This is a genomic window from Microbulbifer mixtoriginis (SeqCode), from assembly GCF_052466765.1.
In genome coordinates this window covers 1403993-1425071 of the sequence record NZ_CP174289.1, presented here as the reverse complement: position 1 = coordinate 1425071, position 21079 = coordinate 1403993, and the positions used below count along the sequence as shown (strand labels likewise).

Here is a 21079-nt window from a genome sequence, read left to right as displayed (position 1 = left end):
CAAGACCGACGTTACTGGATGGCTAAACTTTTAACTTCAAGAATAATTTCTAAGCACAAAAAGAAATTTTTGAATATATACGCGTTAGATATCTGACGTTCATCAACGCCAAATTCTTTGAGTTTTCATTTGATAGCATAGCTTTACTATTTAATGGCTTTATACGGTAAGAAGAGGTATTTAATTCATCTTTACCTGAAAGATGTAGCGTTAAATGAAGGTTGTCTTTTTGTGTAATCTCTATCTCTTTCAAAGTAATCCTCACTGCAATCGCCATTTCATAATTACTATATATTCTAAGGGGTGGTACATCTAGTTATATCATAGATTTCCTTTTGTGAAGCAGGTTTATTACGGGATCGACTTTTTTACAATCCCACTTTAGGCTTTAACTCTTCATAAAGTTGGTAGAGATAATCATTTAGACTGTCTTTTTAACCTGAAAATGGTGCAAGAGAATGGTTGGGAGGTTAGTAATTATCGGTGCTAGTAATTTATGAAGCCGTATTTTTATGATGCTGAATCATGGAAAAATGACATGAGACTTATTTAAGGTTAATCTTAGCCAAATACTTATCTTATCGGTTCATGATTCGGGATCCGATAAGGTTGGTATCTAACTATTAGCAAGCTACCGTAGTTTGATAAGTAGGATGTTTGAGTTTTGATACTATCCGGTAGCGGAGCTTATTAAAATGTGCAAAGGATTAGCGAGTGAAAAATAATAATTTATACATGGTGGTAACAATACTCATCCTAAGTGTTTGCAATACTCAAAGAGTAGAGGCTAACGGTGGTAATACCAAAAGAATAACAGAAGTTCTAAAGTCGGGTGAGGTTGGACTGAACCTTCGATACCGTACAGAGTATGTCGAACAAGATAATTTGTATGAAGATGCTGTAGCCTCTACTTTAAGAACACGTATTAACTGGAGAAGTGGTAGCTTTCAGGGGGCGAACTTCTTCCTTGAGTTGGACAATGTGAGTGAGATTGGTGTAGATAAGTATAACTCTACGGTTAATGGCAAGACTGAATACCCGGTTGTGGCTGACCCCAAAGGTACAGAGATTAATCAGGTGTACTTGAGATATAATTTAGAACAATTGAAAGTTACGGTAGGTAATCAGCGTATTAACTTAAATAACCCACGCTTTGTTGGAGGCATGGAGGGTAAAGCAAGCTGGCGTCAGAACGAAAGAACATACGATGGTATTCGCTATCAATATGGTAATCCCGGTCAATTACAGTTAGATCACAGCTATATCTACAACATCAATCGTGTTTATGGAGAAGATAGCAACTTTTCAGATTTCAAAGGGGATATCCACTTATTTCGAGCTAGCTACCCTGTTTTAATAAAACATCAGCTATCTGTATTTTTATATAATCTAGACTTCGATAATGCCATAAATGATTCTAGTCGTACTTACGGTATGGATTATCTGGGAAATTTTGGTGCCTTTGAAACCCGTTTGAGTTTCGCACACCAGAAAAATATTAATAAAAACCTTAATGATTACTCAGCAAATTATTATCTAGCTGAGATTACAGGCACCTTAGGAAAAATGAAGGGGAAAATAGGTTACGAGATACTGGGAGCAAACAACGGTATTGGTTTTAGTACACCACTTGCAACTATCCATAAATTTCAAGGATTTACAGATAAATTCAGAAAAACACCAGCAAAAGGCGTTGAAGATTTGTATGTTACTGCAAACTTAAAACTGATCGGTGGGAATTTGGGCATTAGTTATCATAATTTTGAAGCCAATCAGGGAAGCGCGTTTTATGGTAGTGAGTGGAGTGTCAGATATAATCGCAAATTCAGTAAGCATTTGTCCGGTATGGTGAAATATGCAACCTATAATGCAAAAGATTATTTATCTGATACAAATAAATTTTGGTTGATGATTACTATGAATTTTTAAATTCAGGGGTGATGTATAGATATTGACAATGTATCTTAGATTTTAAAATGTTTTGAATTGTGGTATTTAGCTTGTCAGGAATAGGACTTATATGAAAGGGCAAGCTAACCACCTAGCCTACATTAGCCTGTTGTTAAAAGTTTTGTATAGCATAAAGTAAATTATTTTTTCTCATCCAAAATAGGTAGAACTACCGGTATTTACAGTTGCCAAATGGGATTAAATGGCGAACATTATGCAACCATAAAATATCCACTAATTCTTCTGAAAAGTAGAAGTGATGTCTAAGAAATTTCGATTATCCGACAGATTTAAAGGATAAGCTGTGAGTTCTTTCTTAAGTAGGCTTCAGTATTGAGAAGAGTAGGTAGTATGATTGATTACATGAACGAAACACCTCTCAAGAAGTCTGACAAATAATTACCCTGAATAGATGAAAGGGCTTTCTAGCGGTTTAGCATAGGAAAACTGTAATCTAGATATGGGAAAATAAGAATGGAAAGATGCTGACTGCTGACTGCTGACTGCTGACTGCTGACTGCTGACTGCTGACGATATTTAAGTAAGAAGTACCATAACAGTAACCTCAGTATAGAAATAGTGTTCCTCTCCTCCTCATGTCTGATGCGACATTGCATACAAAACACCTACTTTTCGTGTGGAAAATAGAGAGTTCTTGAATCTCCTAAAGATGGCTTGGTGGGCCATAATTTAGATAGAATCTGACAAGAAAGTTCAAGTAGAAGAATAGTTTCCAGTATGAGTGGAAGAATATTTCAAAAGTATCAATGGCATAAAGTAGAGTGAAATTTTGAAACTTTAGATGTTTTCTGCCCCAGGCTGTTAAGTAGGTGATTATTTAACCTCTCTTCAGATCTTGTATAACTTTACTCAACAAATAATCAAGATAGATAAGTCACTAAATAACAGTTTAGATAAATAACATCCTATTTAGTTTCTTGCCTGTAGAAAATGAAAGGTAGTTAGTTTAATTTCCTTGAAATGAAGGTGATCTAATGTATTCTCATGTAAAAATTTGATGGATAGATGGATTAGATCAAATGGAGTTGTGTGGAAAAAAGTCTGTAATTGATGGTTGCGTACCATTTATTGTCTCTGATAATTACTTACAAGAGACAGGTAGGGCCCAGGGCAAGTGGAGCCAAACTTCTCTGCCACCCGAAATTGGCGATACGGAGTTCACGACGTGTAGAATATGCGACGATATTACTTTGACTGGAAGTAGCTGTACGTTTAACGACCACTATCTTTCGTGTATTCGCTATCAAAAAAATACAACACTACTGATATTTGGATTTGAAGGAGTTAGTTCCATTGGGTTTTCCAAAAATGATATAAATTATTTGATTAGACCTGGTGATGTTTGGTTGGTGAATACCGGAGGCAGTAAGCTTTTTCGATATACACCTTCTAAGCAAAAGAATGAAATGGTTGTAATCAAATATGCAACAAAACGTGTCGGTTTTGCCTTTCCAAATAAATCTAGAATTTTTTCCGATAATGGAACACCTTGGCTTATGAGGCTGGGTTATCAAGAAGCAAATGAATCCTGGATTTCAGACTTAATGGGAAACCCTTTTAATACGGCTTTAGATTGTTTGAGTGCGGAGGCAAAAACGCTCGATGTATTGGCTCGATGGCTGAGACCTCTCGCTGAACTTGCACCTGATGATACTCCCGTCGCAAAAAAATCATCCGAAATGGACAAGATAATAAACTTGATGACGGCTGATTTAGCTAATGTCCCTTCGCTGGAGGAAATGTCAAGAATAGTAGGGATGAGCCATAGTCGATTAAATAGAACCTTCAAAAAGACTTTTGGCAAGACAGTATTTGGTTGGCTAAGAGATTATCGGTTGGCGAGAGCACGATCACTGTTAAAAGATAAGCAAAGAAGCATTACAGATATTGCTTTCTTATGTGGGTTTAGCAGTGCAAGCCATTTTGCACAGACCTTTAAACAGAGATATAACTGCACTCCTATTGAATTTAGGAATAATGAAAAACTACAGGAAGTGTACTGTGAGTATGGAATCAGTTAAGTCTTTTAAGAAAGCACAAAACATTAATTTATTACTTCTTATCCTGGTTGCCAATGGAGTAGCACACAGTCTATTTGTTATAACATTTCCTTTACTTGGTAGAAGTTTGGGGCTAACAGATATTCAAACCGGTTTTATATTAACGGTTTCCTCTCTCGCTATGATTATTTCGGCTCCATTTTGGGGGGTTAAAAGTGAAATTTATGGAAGAAAAAAGATTATATCTATTGGTATATTGGTCACGGGTTTATTTTTGATATTGACCGCAAGTACAATATATATAAAGCTAACTTTTGATATAACTGTGGCGTCTGTCTTTTTAATTATACTTTGCTTAAGGTTATGCCAGGCAATCGGGGTTGGAGGCATTATGCCGGCAGCTCAGGCATTTATTGCTGATCTCACCTCTCGTGACTACCGCGCAAGAGGAATGGGTAAAATGGGTGCTGCATTCGGAGTTGGTACTATTGTTGGTGGTTTCATAGCAATGCTTATTGGTAAGCATTCCATTGCGATAGGCTTCTCGATCGTTGGATTAAGTCTATTAATATTGTGGTGGTTAGGCTGCAATAATCTACAAGAATCAAAGGAAATTGGAAGTTCGTCATTAAATACAAAATTTAAATTATCTTATAAGAATCTGCTACCAATGTTGTTCATAACATTTTGTGGTCTGCTAATTTATGGAACATTACAGCAAGTTATTGGTTTGAGGTTACAAGATGAATTTGGTTATTCCTCGGGAGAGGCACTTAAAAGAACTGGTGCAGTAATGATGACCAGTATGACAGTTATGGTTATAACTCAGGGTGTGTTAATGAAATTACTTTCATGGTCCCCTGAGAAGTTACTAATAGGTGGTTGTATAATTCAAGTTGTAGCCTTAGTTATATCTGCTTCTGCAGATTCTTACCTGTGGTTATTTTTAGGTATGGCAATTCTGGGAGGTGGAATGGGTTTACTTTTTCCCGGAAATCTCGCGTTATTAAGTCTCAGTGGTGATGAGAATACACAGGGGAAAATAGCTGGAATCAATGGCGTCAGTAAAGGCTTAGGATTGGCCCTGGGCCCATTGATGGGAGCTTTTCTTCACCAGTTTTCCCCTCTCTCACCTTTTATGTTTACTATATTATTAGGTGGGCTAATGGTCGCTGTTAGTTTTTGGAGAGTTAAAAATCATAAGTTAATCCTTCTAAAAGGAAATCAATCAATCTAATTTCTCTGGTGTAGCCAGAAACTGACTGAAATAGTAGTTCTGGCTATCAAGGGAATTTAGTTGGCTACGAAACAAGGCCCAACTGATCTTTTTAGACCCTTCGCTATGATATTCATATGGATTTCTGATGTTCCATCTATAATACGATACAGTCTAGCATCGCGATAGAAACTCTCAATCACCTCTTCATCGTGACAGCCCGAGGCGCCAAAGACTTGGACAGCCCTATCTGCAACACGCCCCAAAGTTTCGGTTGCGAGTATCTTTACTTGGGAAATGGCAGCCCGAGAATCTAAGCCAGTATCAATTTCCTTAGCAGTTTGTAGAAGAAGTGCTCTTGCAGCTGCAATTTCAATATTACTATCAACAATCATTTGTTTTATTTGGCCAAAATCAATGAGAGCTTTACTAAATTGTTGACGATCTTGGGCGTGTTTCTTCATCAAGTACAACAGACGATGGCACTTTCCAATTGCCCTAGCTCCGACTTTACTTAATCTTGCTTTTCCTAATGTATCGCCCAGGATTCTAAAGCCGTCATTCTCCTCTCCTAGCAGCGCATCTTTTCCCAGAATAAGGTTGTTGAAAATTAGCTCACGATGCGTTGTACCCTTAAATCCGAGCATATTAAAACTTTTGCCATAGGCAAATCCCTGTTGACTCCTGTCAACCAAAAATAAAGAGATTCCACGTGGACCAAGATCTGGTTGAGTTACAGCTGCAACAATAAAGTAGTCACAGAAATCCGCATCACTAATGAAATATTTCCTTCCATTAAGTATCCAGCCGGCATCACAGCGTACGGCCCTAGTAGTAATAGATGCCGCATCAGAACCTGCCTCAGGCTCAGAGACGGCTAATGCTGAGTGCCGATCACCTCTGATACTAGGAATTAAAAAACGCTCAATTTGTTCGGCTGTACCTTCCTTAATACACTCATAGATATTTCCTGCCGCTCGACGTGCAAGAATTTCTTTGGTGGCTCCGAACTGTTCTTGCAAGAGAACGTTATCTAATGTGGTGAGCCCCCCTCCTCCAAATCGGCGATCAATATTGGCCGCAAAAAGACCTTCTTGTTGAGACTTTCTTATGATTTCATTAGAAGATTCTGAACTTATTCCACCAGATTTTTCAACCTCCTTTTCAAGAGGAAGGAGTTCTGTTTGTACAAAATCACGTGCTCTCTGAACAAGCTTTTCTTGTTGTTTTGTTAATAATGACATGATTATCCTTTAGCTGCTGGCTTCCATTAAAAATTAATTGCTTAGCATGTATGATGGTTAGTCCATAAAAGTAGACATGTCTCGGCATACTGAATCGAAAGCAGAAATAAATCTTAATGCTTCTTGGGAATTCAAAACCAATGGAGGTTGAATGCGCATCACGCGACTATTGTTGGCAGTAAGAAAAGTTAAAATATTATGTTCTTGAGAAAGCTTTGTAACGAATCTTAGGGAAAACATATCTTCCAAATTGGACTCAATTGCATCAATGGCAGCAAGCATATGATGCTTGGCATTATCTGACAGCATTTTGTAAGTTTCACGTGAATTCCAGGGTAAGCGATGAGCAAGTTCCTGAGCAGTAGCGTTAATACTGCCTTTGAAAGACTGAGAAAATTCAATTGCAAGCATAAGTCCCATTCCCCTTACAGACTTAATGAAGGGGTATTGACTGGAAATTTCTTCTAATGAGCTTTTAAGTTTTTCTCCCATAGCTATAGCATTAGCCGCTAAATTTTCTTCTACAATAACATTTAAAGTCGCAAGAGCTGTAGCAGCAGCCAGGTTTCCGCCTCCAAAAGTTGATGTATGCAAAATACAGCGATCCATACTACCGTAAGCGCTATCCCATAAACGAGGATTTGATATCGTAGCACCAATTGGAATAGTGCCACCGGAAAGTGACTTGGATAATATTAAAATGTCAGGTACCACATTCTCCCACTCACAACAAAAGAGTTTACCGGTTCGACCTAGTCCCGTTTGCACTTCATCGAGAATCATTATGACATTATATTTAGTACATAAGCGCCTGACTTCTTTTAAATATCCTTTAGGTGGTAATAGAACACCGCCTTCACCCTGTATAGGCTCAAGGATAAATGCCCTCACGTCACCTTTCTGTAATTCCTCCTCTAATGCGGTCAAGGAACCGAAAGGTATTTCATGGCATTCAGGTAATAGAGGTTCGAATTCTGATCTGTGTTTAGTGCGGCCAGTGATAGATAATGCCCCAAGGGTTTTTCCGTGATATCCATTATCACAATATATCAAACGACCCGTTGAAGTTGCGGCAAGAGCCATTTTAATAGCAGCTTCCACAGCCTCTGTACCTGAGTTACTGAGGAAGACTCTTGATAAATCTCCAGGAGCAAGCTCAGCCAGCCTCTCTGCAAGTAGAGAAGCATGATATGGCATGGAGACATACTGAACAAAAGTAGGATTCTCCGATGATAAATAATCTGTGATAGCTTTTGTTACTTTAGGGTGATTATGGCCAGTATTGAGGCACCCATAACCGGCAACAAAATCTAAGTAAATTGTTCCATCCATATCAGTGAGTTGACATCCACTTCCGTGATGAAAAACACGTTCAATATGATTAAATTGGTAAAAATCTGCCATCACAGGATTAATGTGATGTCGAAATCTACTAATTGTTTGAGTGCGCTGTAGGTGTTTTGAAGTATCAAGAGAGACCTGAATATCACGATGATGGCGAAGAAGCCCATAAAAGTGGGAATCGGTAATCCACTCTCCGTCGGTGGCCATTGGTACAGTGGTAAAACCATGTTTTTCCGCTAGTTGGCCAATGTTTAATACACGCTCTGGCGGCAGTATTCTACCTAATGAATAGTCTTCTCTGCATTGCTCTAAAGTTAAAACTATAGTTTCTGCTAAGCAACCATTCATGAACTTCTTTGGAGCAAAATTTTTAGTGGCTTCCCCGAAGCTGACTTCAGGACCTGCAGAAATCAGGCCACCATCTATAATCAGAATATCTTCTCTCGGCTGTAGTGTGGGCATTACATCCTTAGGTAAGGCTGCGTCAACCACTATTGAGCCAGAAAGAAGTCTGGCTGGATCTATTACACTGCCTGTAGAAGTTGCGGCAATATAGAATTTAATTCTACCGTAACAATCTTCAATATTATTAGTGAGCGTTACAGATGAATGCATCTGGCTAGGCAGGTAGTTCAGATATTTATCAGGATCGCTCTTACCTCGATGCACTAATGTTAGGTGACAACCTTTATCGATAAGTAGTTGAGCAATAGCGAGAGAAATAGAGCCTGGATAGCCTATAATGGCAACTTCTATACCTTGAGGTGATAGTTCGAGCCGCTCCATAGCTTGTAGAATGTTTCTTTGAGCAGCATAAGCTGTTAGAGAGTTACCTGTGGTGATTGGAATTGAGCATTTCTCTGCTGTCTGCAGGCCCCGATTTCCAACGATGCCAGTGAATCCACCTAACCCAACTAGTTCTGCTCCTCGGCTTTGTAAGTCATTGATTCCCTCAATAACACGTTTTGTTACATTTCGATGTTCCGAAAGCATTTCCTCTGCGGTTAGAGGCATATAGTGGATAATTCCACTACATTGTGACCCTGCCTTACTGATAACGGAATCAAAAGTAGTAAATGGCACAAGGTTTTGCTTTTTCCAGTAGTCCTCATGATAACCATTACTTTGCTCATCAATATTTCGGTTGACCAAATCAATAAGTTTAACATGACGCTTCAGGGCAACTGATGTTGGGTGAGCGATAAATCCAAATTTCATTCTTTTAAGTCCAAATTCAAGCTGTAATTCGATTCCAGGAGGCTTCAGAGATTAGGCTTAGACCATCTCCATCAGAATTGTGGGATAGAAGCACCTCAGCAATATTTATTCTTCCCTTTTGATTCAAAAGATCTTCTATTTGCTGCTCCTGATAGCTACTAACCCTTGTTCGATTAACAATGATATTGCGGGAAGTAATAGGCTCTCTCTTATACTCGGTATGGTTCTCCTGAAGTGGTAAAGGCACCACTACCTGTCGACCACAGCCGGATGGTGTTCTTTTGTCCAAATATGTTTGAATCATTGATAAAACACCATTGCATAGATACAAAAGTGTAATATTAATTTTTGTCCCATTTGGGTTTTGAGATAAAGCATGGACAAGTTGACTCTCAATATTGGGGACCAGTGCACGTGCACCATCGCCAATAAATGCCAATACATTTTTATCAGAAGTTCTAGCAATGTAGGGTAGGGCAGAAAGCGCATCTCCCATTAGTGCTCTTCCGTACCAGCCAGAAAAACTACGACAGGTCCTTGGTATATTACGTATTGCAGATAACCCACAGCGCCCTACATCATAAACACCAATGAATTCAAATGCATTGTTCTCAATTAATCTCCTAACCTGTTGACCTAATTTCAACATGAAATAATTGGCTGACATTGGAAGGCTGGACATATAATCCCCGGGTACACATTCGTCAAGATTTGTAGCCTCTGTCAAGTATGCTAAGCGATTTGCTTTGATGTGATCCTGTACGTCTAAGTGCGCCTTTATATACTCCAAGAGTTTTACAAGAGGCATATTAAGGGCAATATTGCTGTAAGGAGAGAGGTGACGTTTATTTTTATTAACTTGGACGATATGGATATTACGCTTCAGTTTACCTTCTGAAAATGGGGTCGCAGCCTGATCAATTTTATGTTTTAAAAAAAATTGACTAAGAGTATCCGGTCCTCGTAGTTTTCCATTGTCATGTAGGTAGTGATAAACCCGTCGACTGAAAGCATAGACGCCGAAGGTTCCAAGATAGTTTTTATTTAGTTTTCCATTTCTATAAGCTTGAACCGTACCTGGATGAGTTAATGAATCGGTTAGAGCTATACCTGCATCTTGCGCAATCTGGGTTACCAACTCAAGCTCATACTTAGAAAGCGGACCACAGTTCCAGAGTAATCTGATATCAGAATTGTTAATTAAGTTCATAACAGTATCGAGATCATTCTGATGTATATCATCAGGTTCGGATACTTTAGATATGAATTCAGATGGGCTAAATGTATTCTCCCTAGACTCGAGTATATTAGGAGTGGCAAAAATGAAAACAGGACCAGGATTTTCATGCATGACTTGAAAAGCCTTATTCAGCTGTTCTGATAAGGTTTCCCGATCATGTAGGTATACGTGGGGTATCCTTCTGGCAGCTATGACCTCACGCCCATCAGTATCAACGTCAATTGTTCCCTGAAAAGCAAACCAAGAATCAGCTGGACTATCAGCACATATAATTAAACCTGGGGCTTTTGCTCTTTGAAGGTTGGATAAAGTACCACGAAATTCATCAATCATACCAGAAGTGACTGTAATAACGTATGAGCGCTCGAATAGTTGCCATCCTGCTAATGCGCCAGCAGCTAAACAATGCTCATTATTACCAGTTAAACATCTGGGCGATGAATCATCTTGGACATCCGTACATAATGCCTGTATTGAGCGAATTAAGTTGGCTACCATAGAGCCCGTATAATAGTGGAAATCCCATTGCTTCGGCCAGAATTCTTGCATGTGACTAAAGATTGCCTGGGCGAGTCCAATTGGTGATTTAGTGGTTGCTGCAGTTCTTGATAATAACTTATTGAGATAACCGTGCTCCATGTGATCAATCAATAGTTTTAGCAATTTCGCCCTAACTAAATCCGGATCGTCTTGTAGAACTTGAATCTGAGTACTGCCATCAACATATGATAAAATACTATTTAGACTCTCTTCTGGCACGTACATAACTTTAGAAAATGGAGTAAGTGTACGTACTTTACAAGATGATATTAATAAATCAAAAGGGCTTTCGGGTAAGCTAATGTTGGCCTCTTTGGAGTATTCAGGTAAATATTCAGTGTCAACAATAAATATGTCAAAAACAGTATTTTCTCCAGGCAACACCTTAATTGCTTCATTTAAATCTCTAAATATATATGGAGTAAATGAGAATTCATGACGCTTGCCAGCATTCGTTAGATAGTGTTGAGCTTGTTTTATAGTGGCATTCAATATGTCCCTATTATTTTTCGGCGGTAGAGAAAATGGCTCTATCGTAAATGAGCAATCATCCTCAGGATTTTGAATGACATGGATAAGAGAAAAAATATAATCCAGCTCTTCAATAAGAGCAGGATTCTCAGAAATAATGCATATCCCTATGTTGTGATTCATCTCTAAAGTTGAGCCTCTAATTCATTTTGTTAAATATCGTTTGGGTCAATAATTTTTTCTGATATAAGCAGAGCCTGCAGAAGAAAAAAATATCCCCATATTGTTTCACCTAAACTTTCTTCGCTAGAGTTAATACGAAAAAAGCAACCGTTAAAATATGCCTCATGGGACTGGTCGTTTATATTGAAGTAGTCAGACTCAATTATATTTTTAATAATAGAGTTGGCTTCTGCTCGCCAATCAATCATATTGTTTGGACATGCGGAAAGTTTATACATGGATAATGCCGCGATCAGTGATGCAGAGGGATCCAGGTGATTTCGATTTCCATTTTTAAGGTTCTTAGGGAATTTATCAGAATATTCATTAAGCCATTCAACGCACAATGATTCAGCCAATGTATGATAATCTCCGCCCCAAAGACGGGAAGCAGTAGCTAAGCCCAAAAGTCCCCAACTATGGCCTCGAGCCCAACCCTTGGAAGAATTGCTTATTTTTATTTTATTGCTTCCAAGTGTAGCATTTGCAGAAAAATTACCACTTGGGTCGAGCATAAACTTAATAATTGAATCGGTGTGTGATTTTGCAGTAGAACGGGTTTCAGAGTCACCATACTGTAACAGTTGGATAAGAGCAGCAAGGCCATCAATATTTAGTGTGTTTTCCCCTTTTTCTCCTGCCCCCAAAGCGGTTCCCATAGGATAGCAATCCCACTTCGGATTGAAACTTTGAAAGATGGTTTTTGCTGCTTTTTCCGCAAATAAAATAGACTTAGTATCGTTAAATAAACGAATTCCAGGCGCTAATGCATACCAATAAATCATGCTGCGGAATATTGTGTCTGAATATAGTTTTGGTGTGAGACGTTCTAAAATAGAAGACGCGTAATTTCTATCAATATCTTTTCCACTGACTTTTGCCTTTAACCACCAGCTGCCACACCAAAATCCGCCCATCCAAGAACCTCCTGAAGAAAATTTCCACTGATTATCCTGGGGGGATGTAAATATTGGGAAATTATCATCACAAGAATAAGAAATTCCCTCTAAAGTATTGGTTATGGCATATATGGCTGTGTAATTTACACTTGTAGAAGAGTCTGAAAAATATGACTCTTTATTCTCTACCAACAAAGAATCATTCATTTTAAACAGCTTCTTGTTGAGTGAGAGAATGTTGGTTTGCAAGAATCAGGCAAGAACTCCCACTTATCAACAGGATTAAAATAGTAAATATCCATCCACTTGAAAAAGATTCAAAGAATGAAATGATCATTCCAAAAATAGATGATCCGACGGCTATACCAGCAAAAAAAGCAGCAGATATCATTCCAGATGCATAGGCAATAGGGCCAAATCTTGAATCCTTTACAACCATTCCCATAGCTATTGCATTAGTTGCCACAATACTTAATCCAATTCCAATGACTCCAATATAAATTGGCCAAGAGGCCTCAATATTTGATTTCATTGTGATAAATATGGCTAGAATAGCGAATCCAATCATCCCTACGATAAACATTGCTTGATTATCAAATGATGAGGCTATAGGTGTCATTATAATTCGAGAGGACATTCCTGTAATACCAAATAATGTAATGAGAAGCCCTGCTTGCTCTGGGCTTAGGGATAAACTGATTGCAAAGCTTGGTATATAAGTGATGTATGCAGAAAGAACTGCTCCAATTCCTCCTTGGGTTAACATTAATAGCGCAAGCTTTCTATTTGGAATGTATTGTTGAGAGGATTTCCTTACTAGAGGCTTATTTGGTGATACTTTCCAACTAAGTATTGCCATTACTATTGCTATAGGTACTACAGCCAAGAAGGATACTCTCCAACCCCAATTATTTGCTATAAAAGGCAGAGTGAAACCGGCAAGTAATGCTGATAACTGCACTCCAGATTGCTTCATACCGACCATCATGGCCTTACTAGAGTCTGGGATTCTGAGTGCAATTAACTTATTAGTTAAGGGATTGGCTAAGGCTTGAGAAAGACCAACTATAGAAATTGCGCCAATGATTGTCCATAAGCTATCCGAGATACTAATTATAAAAAAAGATATTGCAATTGTTATGAAGTGAAGAACATATGATGCCCTAAGACCAAAATAGTCGACAGCATTTCCCGCAAATAGGGATAAAATTGATGCTAACCCAAAAGAAACCATCACAATATAGCTCAGGTCACTCTCTTGTACTTGTAGTGCTTTAATTAAATATGGGCTCAGCACACCAGTTGCATAAAGAATGAACATTGGTAATGCCATTGCAAGTAAAAGAACCAGTCCAATTTTTATTTTATCGAACGGATCTATATGAGTTGGAGGGGCACTCATGATCGATTTAATCCTATTTAGGGAGATGGGGTATCCAAAATGGTAGCAAAATTATGTTACAGTATCGTATTCACTATTCCTTGATTGTTCTCTGCTCTTTCCCAATGAAGAGATATTTTCCACAAGCATTTTTTTATTAATTTTTCCGGCAGGGGTCATCGGTAGTTGCCGGTAAAATTGCAGATACTCTGGTAGTTTATTTACTTCCAGGCCTTGATCCCTAAGGTAATCATTAATTTCATTAAGAGAGAGAAGATCTGAACCTTCGCGCAGAGTGATACAGATACAAACTCTTTGGCCAAGATCTTCGTCTGGTACAGGAATACAAGCTGCACTTATAATCTCAGGATGAGAGGTTGCAATTTTTTCAATTTGAACAGGGCTAATATTCATTCCGCCCCGAATGATGATATCTTTTTTTCTCCCGAGAAGAATAAGATATCCATTATCATCAATACAACCCAGATCACCAGTATAAACCCAGCCTTCATGATCCCTGTAACGTTGGTCTAGATCTGGGGCATTTACATATTGCATCGGTGTCATTGGCCCTCGCCCAGCTATTTCTCCGATCTCCCCTTGAGTCAAAGGTTGCTTTTGATCATCTACAATTCGAATTTCACAAATACTAGGATTTGGACGTCCAACGGATCTACAAATAGAATCTAAAGAATCTTCCAATGTATTATGACAATTAATACCATCGGCTGATCCATAAAGGCTAATAATTCTACAGTCAAAAGCACTAACACAGCGATAAATTGTCGCTTGATCAATAATGGCGCCACCACTGACAATGGCCGTAAGACACGATAAGTCAGTTTTTTGTAGTTCTGCAGCCGCCGCCATACGCTGAAACATGGTGGGAACACCAAAAATATGACTTGGTTTATGTTGCTGTATAGCCTCTATAGCAGTAGTTATATCAAACTTTGGAAGAAGTACTAATGAACCTCCCATCCAGGAAAGCACGCCAAATGTCGCACTAGAGCCAAATGCAGTACCCAAAGGCATAAGGTATAATGCACGAAAGTCTCTATTGGGCTTAGTAATTCTTTCTAAAAACCGTCCTCTTCCACCTAATATAGCATTGTGTGAATAAGCAACTAATTTGGGTTCTGATTCAGTACCTGAAGAAATAAGAAACCTTACAGGGCTATTAGGGCATACTTTGATCGGAGTTTTAAGCGGATCGTTTTTAAATAATTCATCAAGATCATTCCAGTTAGTTTCACTGGATGCTGGTTTATCACCTTGGACGATAAATGTTCTCAATGATAATGCATTTGGACGAATCGATTGAATTATTTCACAGTAATCAATATCTGCATAAGATCTTTCAGTAATCAGTGCTCTGGCATTAGTACGTTTGATAACAGATTTAATATCAAGGCTGCCTCGCCCAAGTGGAATCGGGCAGACAACAGCACCGATTGCAGCACATGCAAGATCAATAGCACATGATCGCCAGGAGTTGGCCAGCTGATAAACAACAACGTCCCCACTGACAATCCCCAATTTTAAAAAACTATTAGCAAGCCGGGCTGCGGATTCAGATAATTGGCTGTAAGTTGTTATTGTATCTTTCTCAAGTACTGCTGGTTTATTTGGTTGTTTTATAGCGTTTTCGCAAAATTTTTCATAAACAGTTTGCTCGGGATAGTATCCTTTAGAAGTCCAATCCTGTCGCACCGAAATGGGCACTATATCAATCACACCTGTATTGTTCATTTGAATCTCCATGGCGTGGTTACACGTGAATAATTTGAGGTTTGAAAGCTTTCTTTAAAGCGAGGCTGCTTGGGTAGCTCTTCGAGTGACTCTATTACTTGACTACATGGGATGTTATGTTTCTCAAAAATAAATAACCACTCTTGAGCATTTTTGTCTTCTAGAATTTTCTCTAATTTTTCATCTATGTTCGATTGTTCTAAATCTCTGGCCGTCAAATTTATTTCATCTAGCAAAGGAATTAGTTCATTAGGTGAGGAGAACTCTAGGATGATATATCCATCTAAGGTCTTGAATAGCCTTCCTTTCTGAAATTCAGGCTTTTGATGTTTTTCCCTAATAGATTTAATAATTGGTTGGGTTAAAAGTGTCGCGCTTCCTAGTAATGAGGTATCTACACGACATCCCTGGTTATTAAAAAATTTACGGAATAGACCTAAGGTGGTTCCTTGAGCAGAAATTATCCCACCAAGAACATCGAGGGCTGTATATAGGGTGCCTCCATTATTCTTATTATTATGTGAAAGCTCACTAGCTAGTCCAGAATAAGCTTGTACGGTGAAATCAGTACCAGGATAGTGCACATCGTTATCTAGGATTCCCCATCCACCGGCATAGTTATAAACAATATCAGGGTTTACCTTTTTCAAATGTTCGTGGTCGAGTTGTAGTTGCTTGGCTTTTCCTGGAGCCCAGTTATGAATAAAGACATCCGCAGTAGATACTAATGAAAGAACTTCAGCGCGACCCGCAGGCGTTTTAATATCGATTTCCCGAACCTCTTTAAGATGGTTTAGTGCGTCAAACCGCGCTGAACAATCTCCAGCAAGAGGAGGCATTCCTCGTAATGGGTCACCACCAGGTGGCTCAATTCGTACTACCCTAGCTCCCAATAAGGCTAGTAAATGGCCAGCTATAGGCCCTTGAATCCGTCGACAGGACTCGATAACAGTAAGTCCACTCAAAGGCTTACTTTGGTCAGTAATAAAGTTATTTGAGGTATCTTGATTTAAAATATTTTCTGAAGAATCTTTGTATATTTCATTATTAATAACTTCAGGTCTAAGTTGCCATGGGCCTCGTTCCAATAAAATAGATATATCTCTATCAGTGGACCTTTCTAAGAGTGTTCTCTGACGACATACTGCAACCCCCGATTCACTTGCTAACAATTCAATATCTTTAAATTTACAAGAAGAAATTTTTGATATGAGGGTTCTTGGCAGATATGATGTTGCTTTAGCATACCGCTGCAGAAAGGACTGCCAAGCTTTGCTCATATCCTCCTGGCTGATCCCAAGAGCACTCCAGAATCGACGCCAGGGTTCTGGAGAAAGAGTTTCTAATTCAAAAAGCACACCATCTTCTGAACAGAAAGGTGGTCGTTGAGAATGATCGTGTACTCCGGGAGGAATATTCTCCGCATATTCATTTACAGTCGCACCAGCAAGGTATTGCCCAACACACAATAACCCTGCAGATACCATGGAGGTTTGAAATCCTCTCGAATTTAATCCGCGTCTATGGCCTATAGCGGTGGCTATACAGCCTAAAAGAGTTAAAACAGCTGATGCGCTAGATAGATAGGGAGCATTCAAGGCATCTATTCCACCAATGGAACGTCCATGAACCGACATCAAGCCAGTTGCGGCTTGAATCACAGACTCTGAGCCTTGCCGTAGGGGATCATCTGACCAAAAAGAAAAAAGGTTTTCCTGAGTTCGTCTATCTGAAGATATAAATTTGAATGGAAAATTTACATCACTATTTAAACTTAAATCATTTTCTACTTGAATTCCTAACGCATGGCACTGATACTGAAAAGTATTTATTGTTGACTGTAGGTGAACTGGAACTTCTTTAAAGTTACCAATAATTGTACAATCGCTAAGAAATTTATCCATTCCCATAATTTATATACCACCAAAATCTGTTGCCAGTAACACAATCAATTAAATTAATTTAGGTCGTCATTTAAGAGCAACAAGGTAACTCTGGTTATTTCTCTATCGGTTAGATTAGGTATCACTATATAATGTAAAAAGGTGAGTCGATAATGCCGACCACCTTTTTCAGATGTTAAGGTTTTTTACAGTTTTTTATTTGTTTTTAATTAGCCACCTGCGACAGCTGGAAGTATAGTAATGACATCGCTTGATTTTATGTTTGTAGCTAATTGGTTTTTGAAGCGGATATCATCTTCATTTACATAAATGTTCATAAATTTGTGAACTTCCCCTTCTTTTAATAAGCGGTCCCTGATCCCTGGATATTGCGATTCTAGAGATTCTATTAACTCTTTGACTGTTTGTCCTTCAGAGGTTACTTCTTTTTGATTGTTAGTTAGAGTTCGTAAAATAGTGGGAATCTTTACTTTCACTGACATGCTTTTATCTGCCTATTTGTTTTATTGCGATACTACGTTAATTGTTTCTTCGATGGCCTTTTTGTCTACTATGCGATAGCTACGCACTTCACCTGGTTTACCCCCAGTTGTTGAGACCAAAACATAACTGGCATCAGGATACCAAGCATGTTGAATATCTTCTTTACTTGGAAAGGCTCGGGAGTTTGTATGTGAGTGATAGAACACCATTGGCACTTCATTTTTTTCTTCCATTTCTTGCCAGACCTTAAATTGTTCTTTAGGGTCAAATGCAAAAAAATTTTCAGAGCGTGCTGCATTTTGCATTGGCACTATTCTATGAGGTACTTGATTATCTTTTTTACCAAGAATAATGCCGCAAGCCTCTATGGGGTGCTCAGCAAGTGCTTGATTCATAATAGATTCTATATGTACATCTAAAATCTTCAGCATAGTAAATTTCCAGTCTGTGCTTTAGTGTTAATAAGCTGGAAGTTCAGGTTCAATATCTTTAATCCAGGCAAGAATGCCTCCATGGAGATTGTAAAGATTAGTGAACCCCTGATTTTCTAAAGCGGCCAGAGCTTGTCTGGATCTTCCACCAACTTTGCAGTGTAAAACTATGAAAGTGTTTTTATCTACCGACTCTAATCCACGCCCGGCTAGAATGTCAGCTTTAGGAATATGAATAGCACCTTCAATACAGCAGATGTCTCGCTCTCCGGACTCCCTTACATCAATCAGCAGATGCGATTTTCCTGTCTGCCGAATTTTATGCAATTCAGTGGGTGTTAAAGTGGGAATTTCTTCTTGTGCTTGCGAAGGCTTAGTTAGTCCGCAAAAAAATTCATAGTCACAGAGTTCTGTAATTGGTTGTCTATCGGGATTACGATAAATGGGTAATTTACGGAAGGTCATATCCAGTGCATCATAGACCATCAATTTCCCAATAAGAGGACTCCCAATACCGGTGAGTAGTTTTATGGCTTCAGTCGCCATAATTGAGCCTATTGCTGCGCATAGGACTCCTAACACCCCTCCCTCCGAACAGGAAGGTGCATGCTCAGGGGGGGGCGGCTCTGGATATAGATCACGGTAGTTGATTCCTATATCGCCAGGAGCATTTTCCCAAAAAACAGAGGCTTGGCCTTCAAATCTGAATATTGAACCCCATACATAAGGTTTTTTGGCCATTACGCAAGCATCATTGACTAGGTAACGAGTAGCAAAATTATCTGTTCCATCTAAAATAAGATCATAATCTGAAATTATTTCTAGAGCATTTGTCCTATCTAGACGTGTTTCATGCAGTTCAACATGAACGAAAGGGTTGACCTCTTGAACTGTTGCTTTTGCGCTATTTAGTTTATTTTCACCTATATTGGATTGGCCGTGGATAACTTGACGCTGAAGATTAGAGGCATCTACTGTATCAAAATCTACGATACCGAGTGTTCCTACTCCCGCTGCAGCCAGATACAGTAATGCCGGTGATCCGAGTCCGCCTGCACCAATAATCAAAACTTTACTGTTTTTTAACCGTTTCTGCCCATCGATTCCAATATCTGGCAACAGTAGGTGACGGCTATACCTCTCCATTTCTTGTTTACTGAGTTCGTGAACGGGGCTGACAAGCGGGGGCAGTGTCATTACGTAGTCCTTGTTATATCTTTTATCTATCGAATTTGATTATCAAACCGTTTTTTATTGAGGTTCGATATAAAATTAGGCTCAAGATTTTGTCATATCACGAACAGTCGAAAGGGTTAACGGCGTTCAGCAATTGATATTCCTTCGCTCCTGTAATGATAGGAAACGATTGCAGAGCAGCCTATTGTGTTCTCTTAAAGCAAGTATCAAGGAGCGATGTGAATCCTGAAGCTAATTTTGTCTACAGGTTACTTTAAAGCAAATAGGAACTCTGGAATGAGATTTAGATCTGTTTGGTATCTATAGCTATTTATTGCGTTTTCTACTTAACCCTGTTACCAATTTGTCAATAAATGGCTTAAAGCTTTAGTTATTAGCTTTTAAATTTTATAAATAATTTAATCTGACTATGTTTAGAAATCTCAATTGTTAACCGCTGGGTTTTCAGGTCATCTGTCTTATTGGGTAATCTTTGATTATAAAGTTTGTGATTAGATATCTATTGTCAGAAAATATTGGAATTATCAATGTTGTTTAATAAATCCTCCTTTGGGAATGATGCTCAATTTTTTTTATTTGATACTCTAGTGGCTCCTTTACGGTGGGAGATTCTATCAGCAGGGATAAAACTTAAAATATTTGATTATCTGCAGGATGCACGTACAGTTAAGGACGTTGCTCTTCACTTTGATTTTCTAGAGAGCCGGGCTGAACTTTTCCTTAACTCAATGGTTTCAATAGGGTTGATTAATAAGTTTAAAGGAAAGTATCAAATAAGTAGCTCCTATCGTTCTTTATTGACTTCTGGTTCCGATTCTTCTTTGTGTGGGTTATTGCAACATCTCAGTCAGATAAAGCATGTAAGTGAATCTGAGATTATTGACCTCCTGAGCAGTAAGCATCAGAAGAAAAATGGCCCTACTATGAAAGATCCAGAATTTTGGAGCGATATGATAGAAGGCCTTAGGTTATTTCATTTATCAGTTAGAAATCCAATAGTTTTAGATGTTCTAATGTCACAGCCTAACTGGTCTGATGTTAATCATATATTGGATCTCGGAGCAGGTTCAGAGCAGTTGGCTATAGATCTACTTTCGGTTAAGCCAGATCTTAAAGTAACAATTTTTGATTTGCCTGGTATTGCCTCTCTAATTAAAAAACAAGTTTTTCAAAAAGCACAGATAAATGTTTTAGAAGGTGATATGAACACAGCTTCTCTAGGGAGCGGATATGATTTAGTTTTTGCTTCGATGGTCTTATATTACGCCGATGATCTTACTCATACCTTAGAGAAAATACGTCAATCTCTTAATCCTGGTGGAATGTTCCTTAGCTTTCATGAAAAGCTGAACAGCGAAAGAACATCTCCTGAATTTCACATTGTTGGTCGTATTCACGCAGAACTAAAGTTGGGTCCACTCTCTTTATCTTCTGGTTCAGTAGAAAAAGCTCTTGCTGAAGCTTGCTTTAAAGATATCTTTACTCAAGTCTTGAAGACTCCGTTTGGTGATATCGAGCTGGTGAGTGGAATTGCTTAGTAATGGTTACTAATTTTTGTTAGAAAAA

The 21079-nt window shown here is 38.6% G+C and carries 15 protein-coding genes; 4 read left to right on the top strand and 11 right to left on the bottom strand.

The window, feature by feature from the left end; translation table 11 throughout:
* Positions 1-49: 49 nt before the first annotated feature.
* Positions 50-277: a hypothetical protein gene (locus ACJJIV_RS06275; protein ID WP_444891135.1), complete on the bottom strand. Its 228-nt coding sequence runs from the start codon at positions 275-277 to the stop codon at positions 50-52.
* Between the two features lie 437 nt (positions 278-714).
* On the opposite strand from ACJJIV_RS06275, the gene ACJJIV_RS06270 reads away from it, so the two are divergent.
* The 3 genes from ACJJIV_RS06270 to ACJJIV_RS06260 all read left to right on the top strand — a co-directional run bounded on the left by ACJJIV_RS06270 (position 715) and on the right by ACJJIV_RS06260 (position 5208).
* On the top strand, positions 715-1929 hold the full coding sequence (locus ACJJIV_RS06270; protein ID WP_444891134.1) for a hypothetical protein: 1215 nt from the start codon (positions 715-717) through the stop codon (positions 1927-1929).
* Positions 1930-2990: 1061 nt separating this feature from the next.
* On the top strand, positions 2991-3992 hold the full coding sequence (locus ACJJIV_RS06265; RefSeq protein ID WP_444891133.1) for a helix-turn-helix domain-containing protein: 1002 nt from the start codon (positions 2991-2993) through the stop codon (positions 3990-3992).
* Positions 3979-5208, top strand: coding sequence for an MFS transporter (locus ACJJIV_RS06260; RefSeq protein WP_444891700.1), 1230 nt, complete (start codon positions 3979-3981; stop codon positions 5206-5208). Before ACJJIV_RS06265 ends, ACJJIV_RS06260 begins: the two co-directional genes overlap by 14 nt.
* Positions 5209-5264: 56 nt before the next feature.
* On the opposite strand, the gene ACJJIV_RS06255 is transcribed toward ACJJIV_RS06260, so the two are convergent.
* The 10 genes from ACJJIV_RS06255 to moeB form a co-directional block, all read right to left on the bottom strand.
* On the bottom strand, positions 5265-6431 hold the full coding sequence (locus ACJJIV_RS06255; RefSeq protein ID WP_444891132.1) for an acyl-CoA dehydrogenase family protein: 1167 nt from the start codon (positions 6429-6431) through the stop codon (positions 5265-5267).
* Between the two features lie 57 nt (positions 6432-6488).
* A complete protein-coding gene (gene pigE / locus ACJJIV_RS06250; protein ID WP_444891131.1) occupies positions 6489-8993 on the bottom strand; it encodes a prodigiosin MAP biosynthesis aminotransferase PigE in 2505 nt (834 codons plus the stop codon).
* Between the two features lie 16 nt (positions 8994-9009).
* Positions 9010-11427, bottom strand: coding sequence for a hypothetical protein (locus ACJJIV_RS06245; RefSeq protein ID WP_444891130.1), 2418 nt, complete (start codon positions 11425-11427; stop codon positions 9010-9012).
* A gap of 29 nt (positions 11428-11456) precedes the next feature.
* A complete protein-coding gene (locus tag ACJJIV_RS06240) occupies positions 11457-12572 on the bottom strand; it encodes a hypothetical protein (protein WP_444891129.1) in 1116 nt (371 codons plus the stop codon).
* A 1-nt stretch (position 12573) separates the two neighbouring features.
* Positions 12574-13767, bottom strand: a complete 1194-nt coding sequence (locus ACJJIV_RS06235; protein WP_252084775.1) for an MFS transporter — start codon at positions 13765-13767, stop codon at positions 12574-12576.
* A 51-nt stretch (positions 13768-13818) separates the two neighbouring features.
* Entirely contained in the window at positions 13819-15498 is a 1680-nt protein-coding gene (locus ACJJIV_RS06230; RefSeq protein ID WP_444891128.1) for a class I adenylate-forming enzyme family protein, read from the bottom strand.
* On the bottom strand, positions 15495-17408 hold the full coding sequence (locus ACJJIV_RS06225; protein ID WP_444891127.1) for a CoA transferase: 1914 nt from the start codon (positions 17406-17408) through the stop codon (positions 15495-15497). The genes ACJJIV_RS06230 and ACJJIV_RS06225 overlap by 4 nt, the downstream gene beginning before the upstream one ends.
* A 203-nt stretch (positions 17409-17611) precedes the next feature.
* Positions 17612-17884, bottom strand: coding sequence for a MoaD/ThiS family protein (locus ACJJIV_RS06220; protein WP_444891126.1), 273 nt, complete (start codon positions 17882-17884; stop codon positions 17612-17614).
* Positions 17885-17905: 21 nt separating this feature from the next.
* A complete protein-coding gene (locus ACJJIV_RS06215) occupies positions 17906-18316 on the bottom strand; it encodes a M67 family metallopeptidase (RefSeq protein ID WP_252084779.1) in 411 nt (136 codons plus the stop codon).
* Between the two features lie 27 nt (positions 18317-18343).
* Positions 18344-19513 carry a molybdopterin-synthase adenylyltransferase MoeB gene (gene moeB, locus ACJJIV_RS06210; RefSeq protein WP_444891125.1) on the bottom strand — a complete coding sequence of 390 codons (1170 nt, stop codon included), beginning with the start codon at positions 19511-19513 and terminating at the stop codon, positions 18344-18346.
* A gap of 527 nt (positions 19514-20040) precedes the next feature.
* Here moeB and ACJJIV_RS06205 point away from each other — a divergent pair.
* A complete protein-coding gene (locus ACJJIV_RS06205) occupies positions 20041-21051 on the top strand; it encodes a class I SAM-dependent methyltransferase (RefSeq protein WP_444891124.1) in 1011 nt (336 codons plus the stop codon).
* Positions 21052-21079: the final 28 nt, after the last annotated feature.

Coding starts and splice junctions, on each gene's coding strand:
- ACJJIV_RS06275 (WP_444891135.1), bottom strand. CDS start 277: ATGGCGATTGCAGTGAGGATTACTTTGAAAGAGATAGAGATTACACAA.
- ACJJIV_RS06265 (WP_444891133.1), top strand. CDS start 2,991: ATGGAGTTGTGTGGAAAAAAGTCTGTAATTGATGGTTGCGTACCATTT.
- ACJJIV_RS06260 (WP_444891700.1), top strand. CDS start 3,979: ATGGAATCAGTTAAGTCTTTTAAGAAAGCACAAAACATTAATTTATTA.
- ACJJIV_RS06255 (WP_444891132.1), bottom strand. CDS start 6,431: ATGTCATTATTAACAAAACAACAAGAAAAGCTTGTTCAGAGAGCACGT.
- pigE (WP_444891131.1), bottom strand. CDS start 8,993: ATGAAATTTGGATTTATCGCTCACCCAACATCAGTTGCCCTGAAGCGT.
- ACJJIV_RS06245 (WP_444891130.1), bottom strand. CDS start 11,427: ATGAATCACAACATAGGGATATGCATTATTTCTGAGAATCCTGCTCTT.
- ACJJIV_RS06240 (WP_444891129.1), bottom strand. CDS start 12,572: ATGAATGATTCTTTGTTGGTAGAGAATAAAGAGTCATATTTTTCAGAC.
- ACJJIV_RS06235 (WP_252084775.1), bottom strand. CDS start 13,767: ATGAGTGCCCCTCCAACTCATATAGATCCGTTCGATAAAATAAAAATT.
- ACJJIV_RS06230 (WP_444891128.1), bottom strand. CDS start 15,498: ATGAACAATACAGGTGTGATTGATATAGTGCCCATTTCGGTGCGACAG.
- ACJJIV_RS06225 (WP_444891127.1), bottom strand. CDS start 17,408: ATGGGAATGGATAAATTTCTTAGCGATTGTACAATTATTGGTAACTTT.
- ACJJIV_RS06220 (WP_444891126.1), bottom strand. CDS start 17,884: ATGTCAGTGAAAGTAAAGATTCCCACTATTTTACGAACTCTAACTAAC.
- ACJJIV_RS06215 (WP_252084779.1), bottom strand. CDS start 18,316: ATGCTGAAGATTTTAGATGTACATATAGAATCTATTATGAATCAAGCA.
- moeB (WP_444891125.1), bottom strand. CDS start 19,513: ATGACACTGCCCCCGCTTGTCAGCCCCGTTCACGAACTCAGTAAACAA.
- ACJJIV_RS06205 (WP_444891124.1), top strand. CDS start 20,041: ATGTTGTTTAATAAATCCTCCTTTGGGAATGATGCTCAATTTTTTTTA.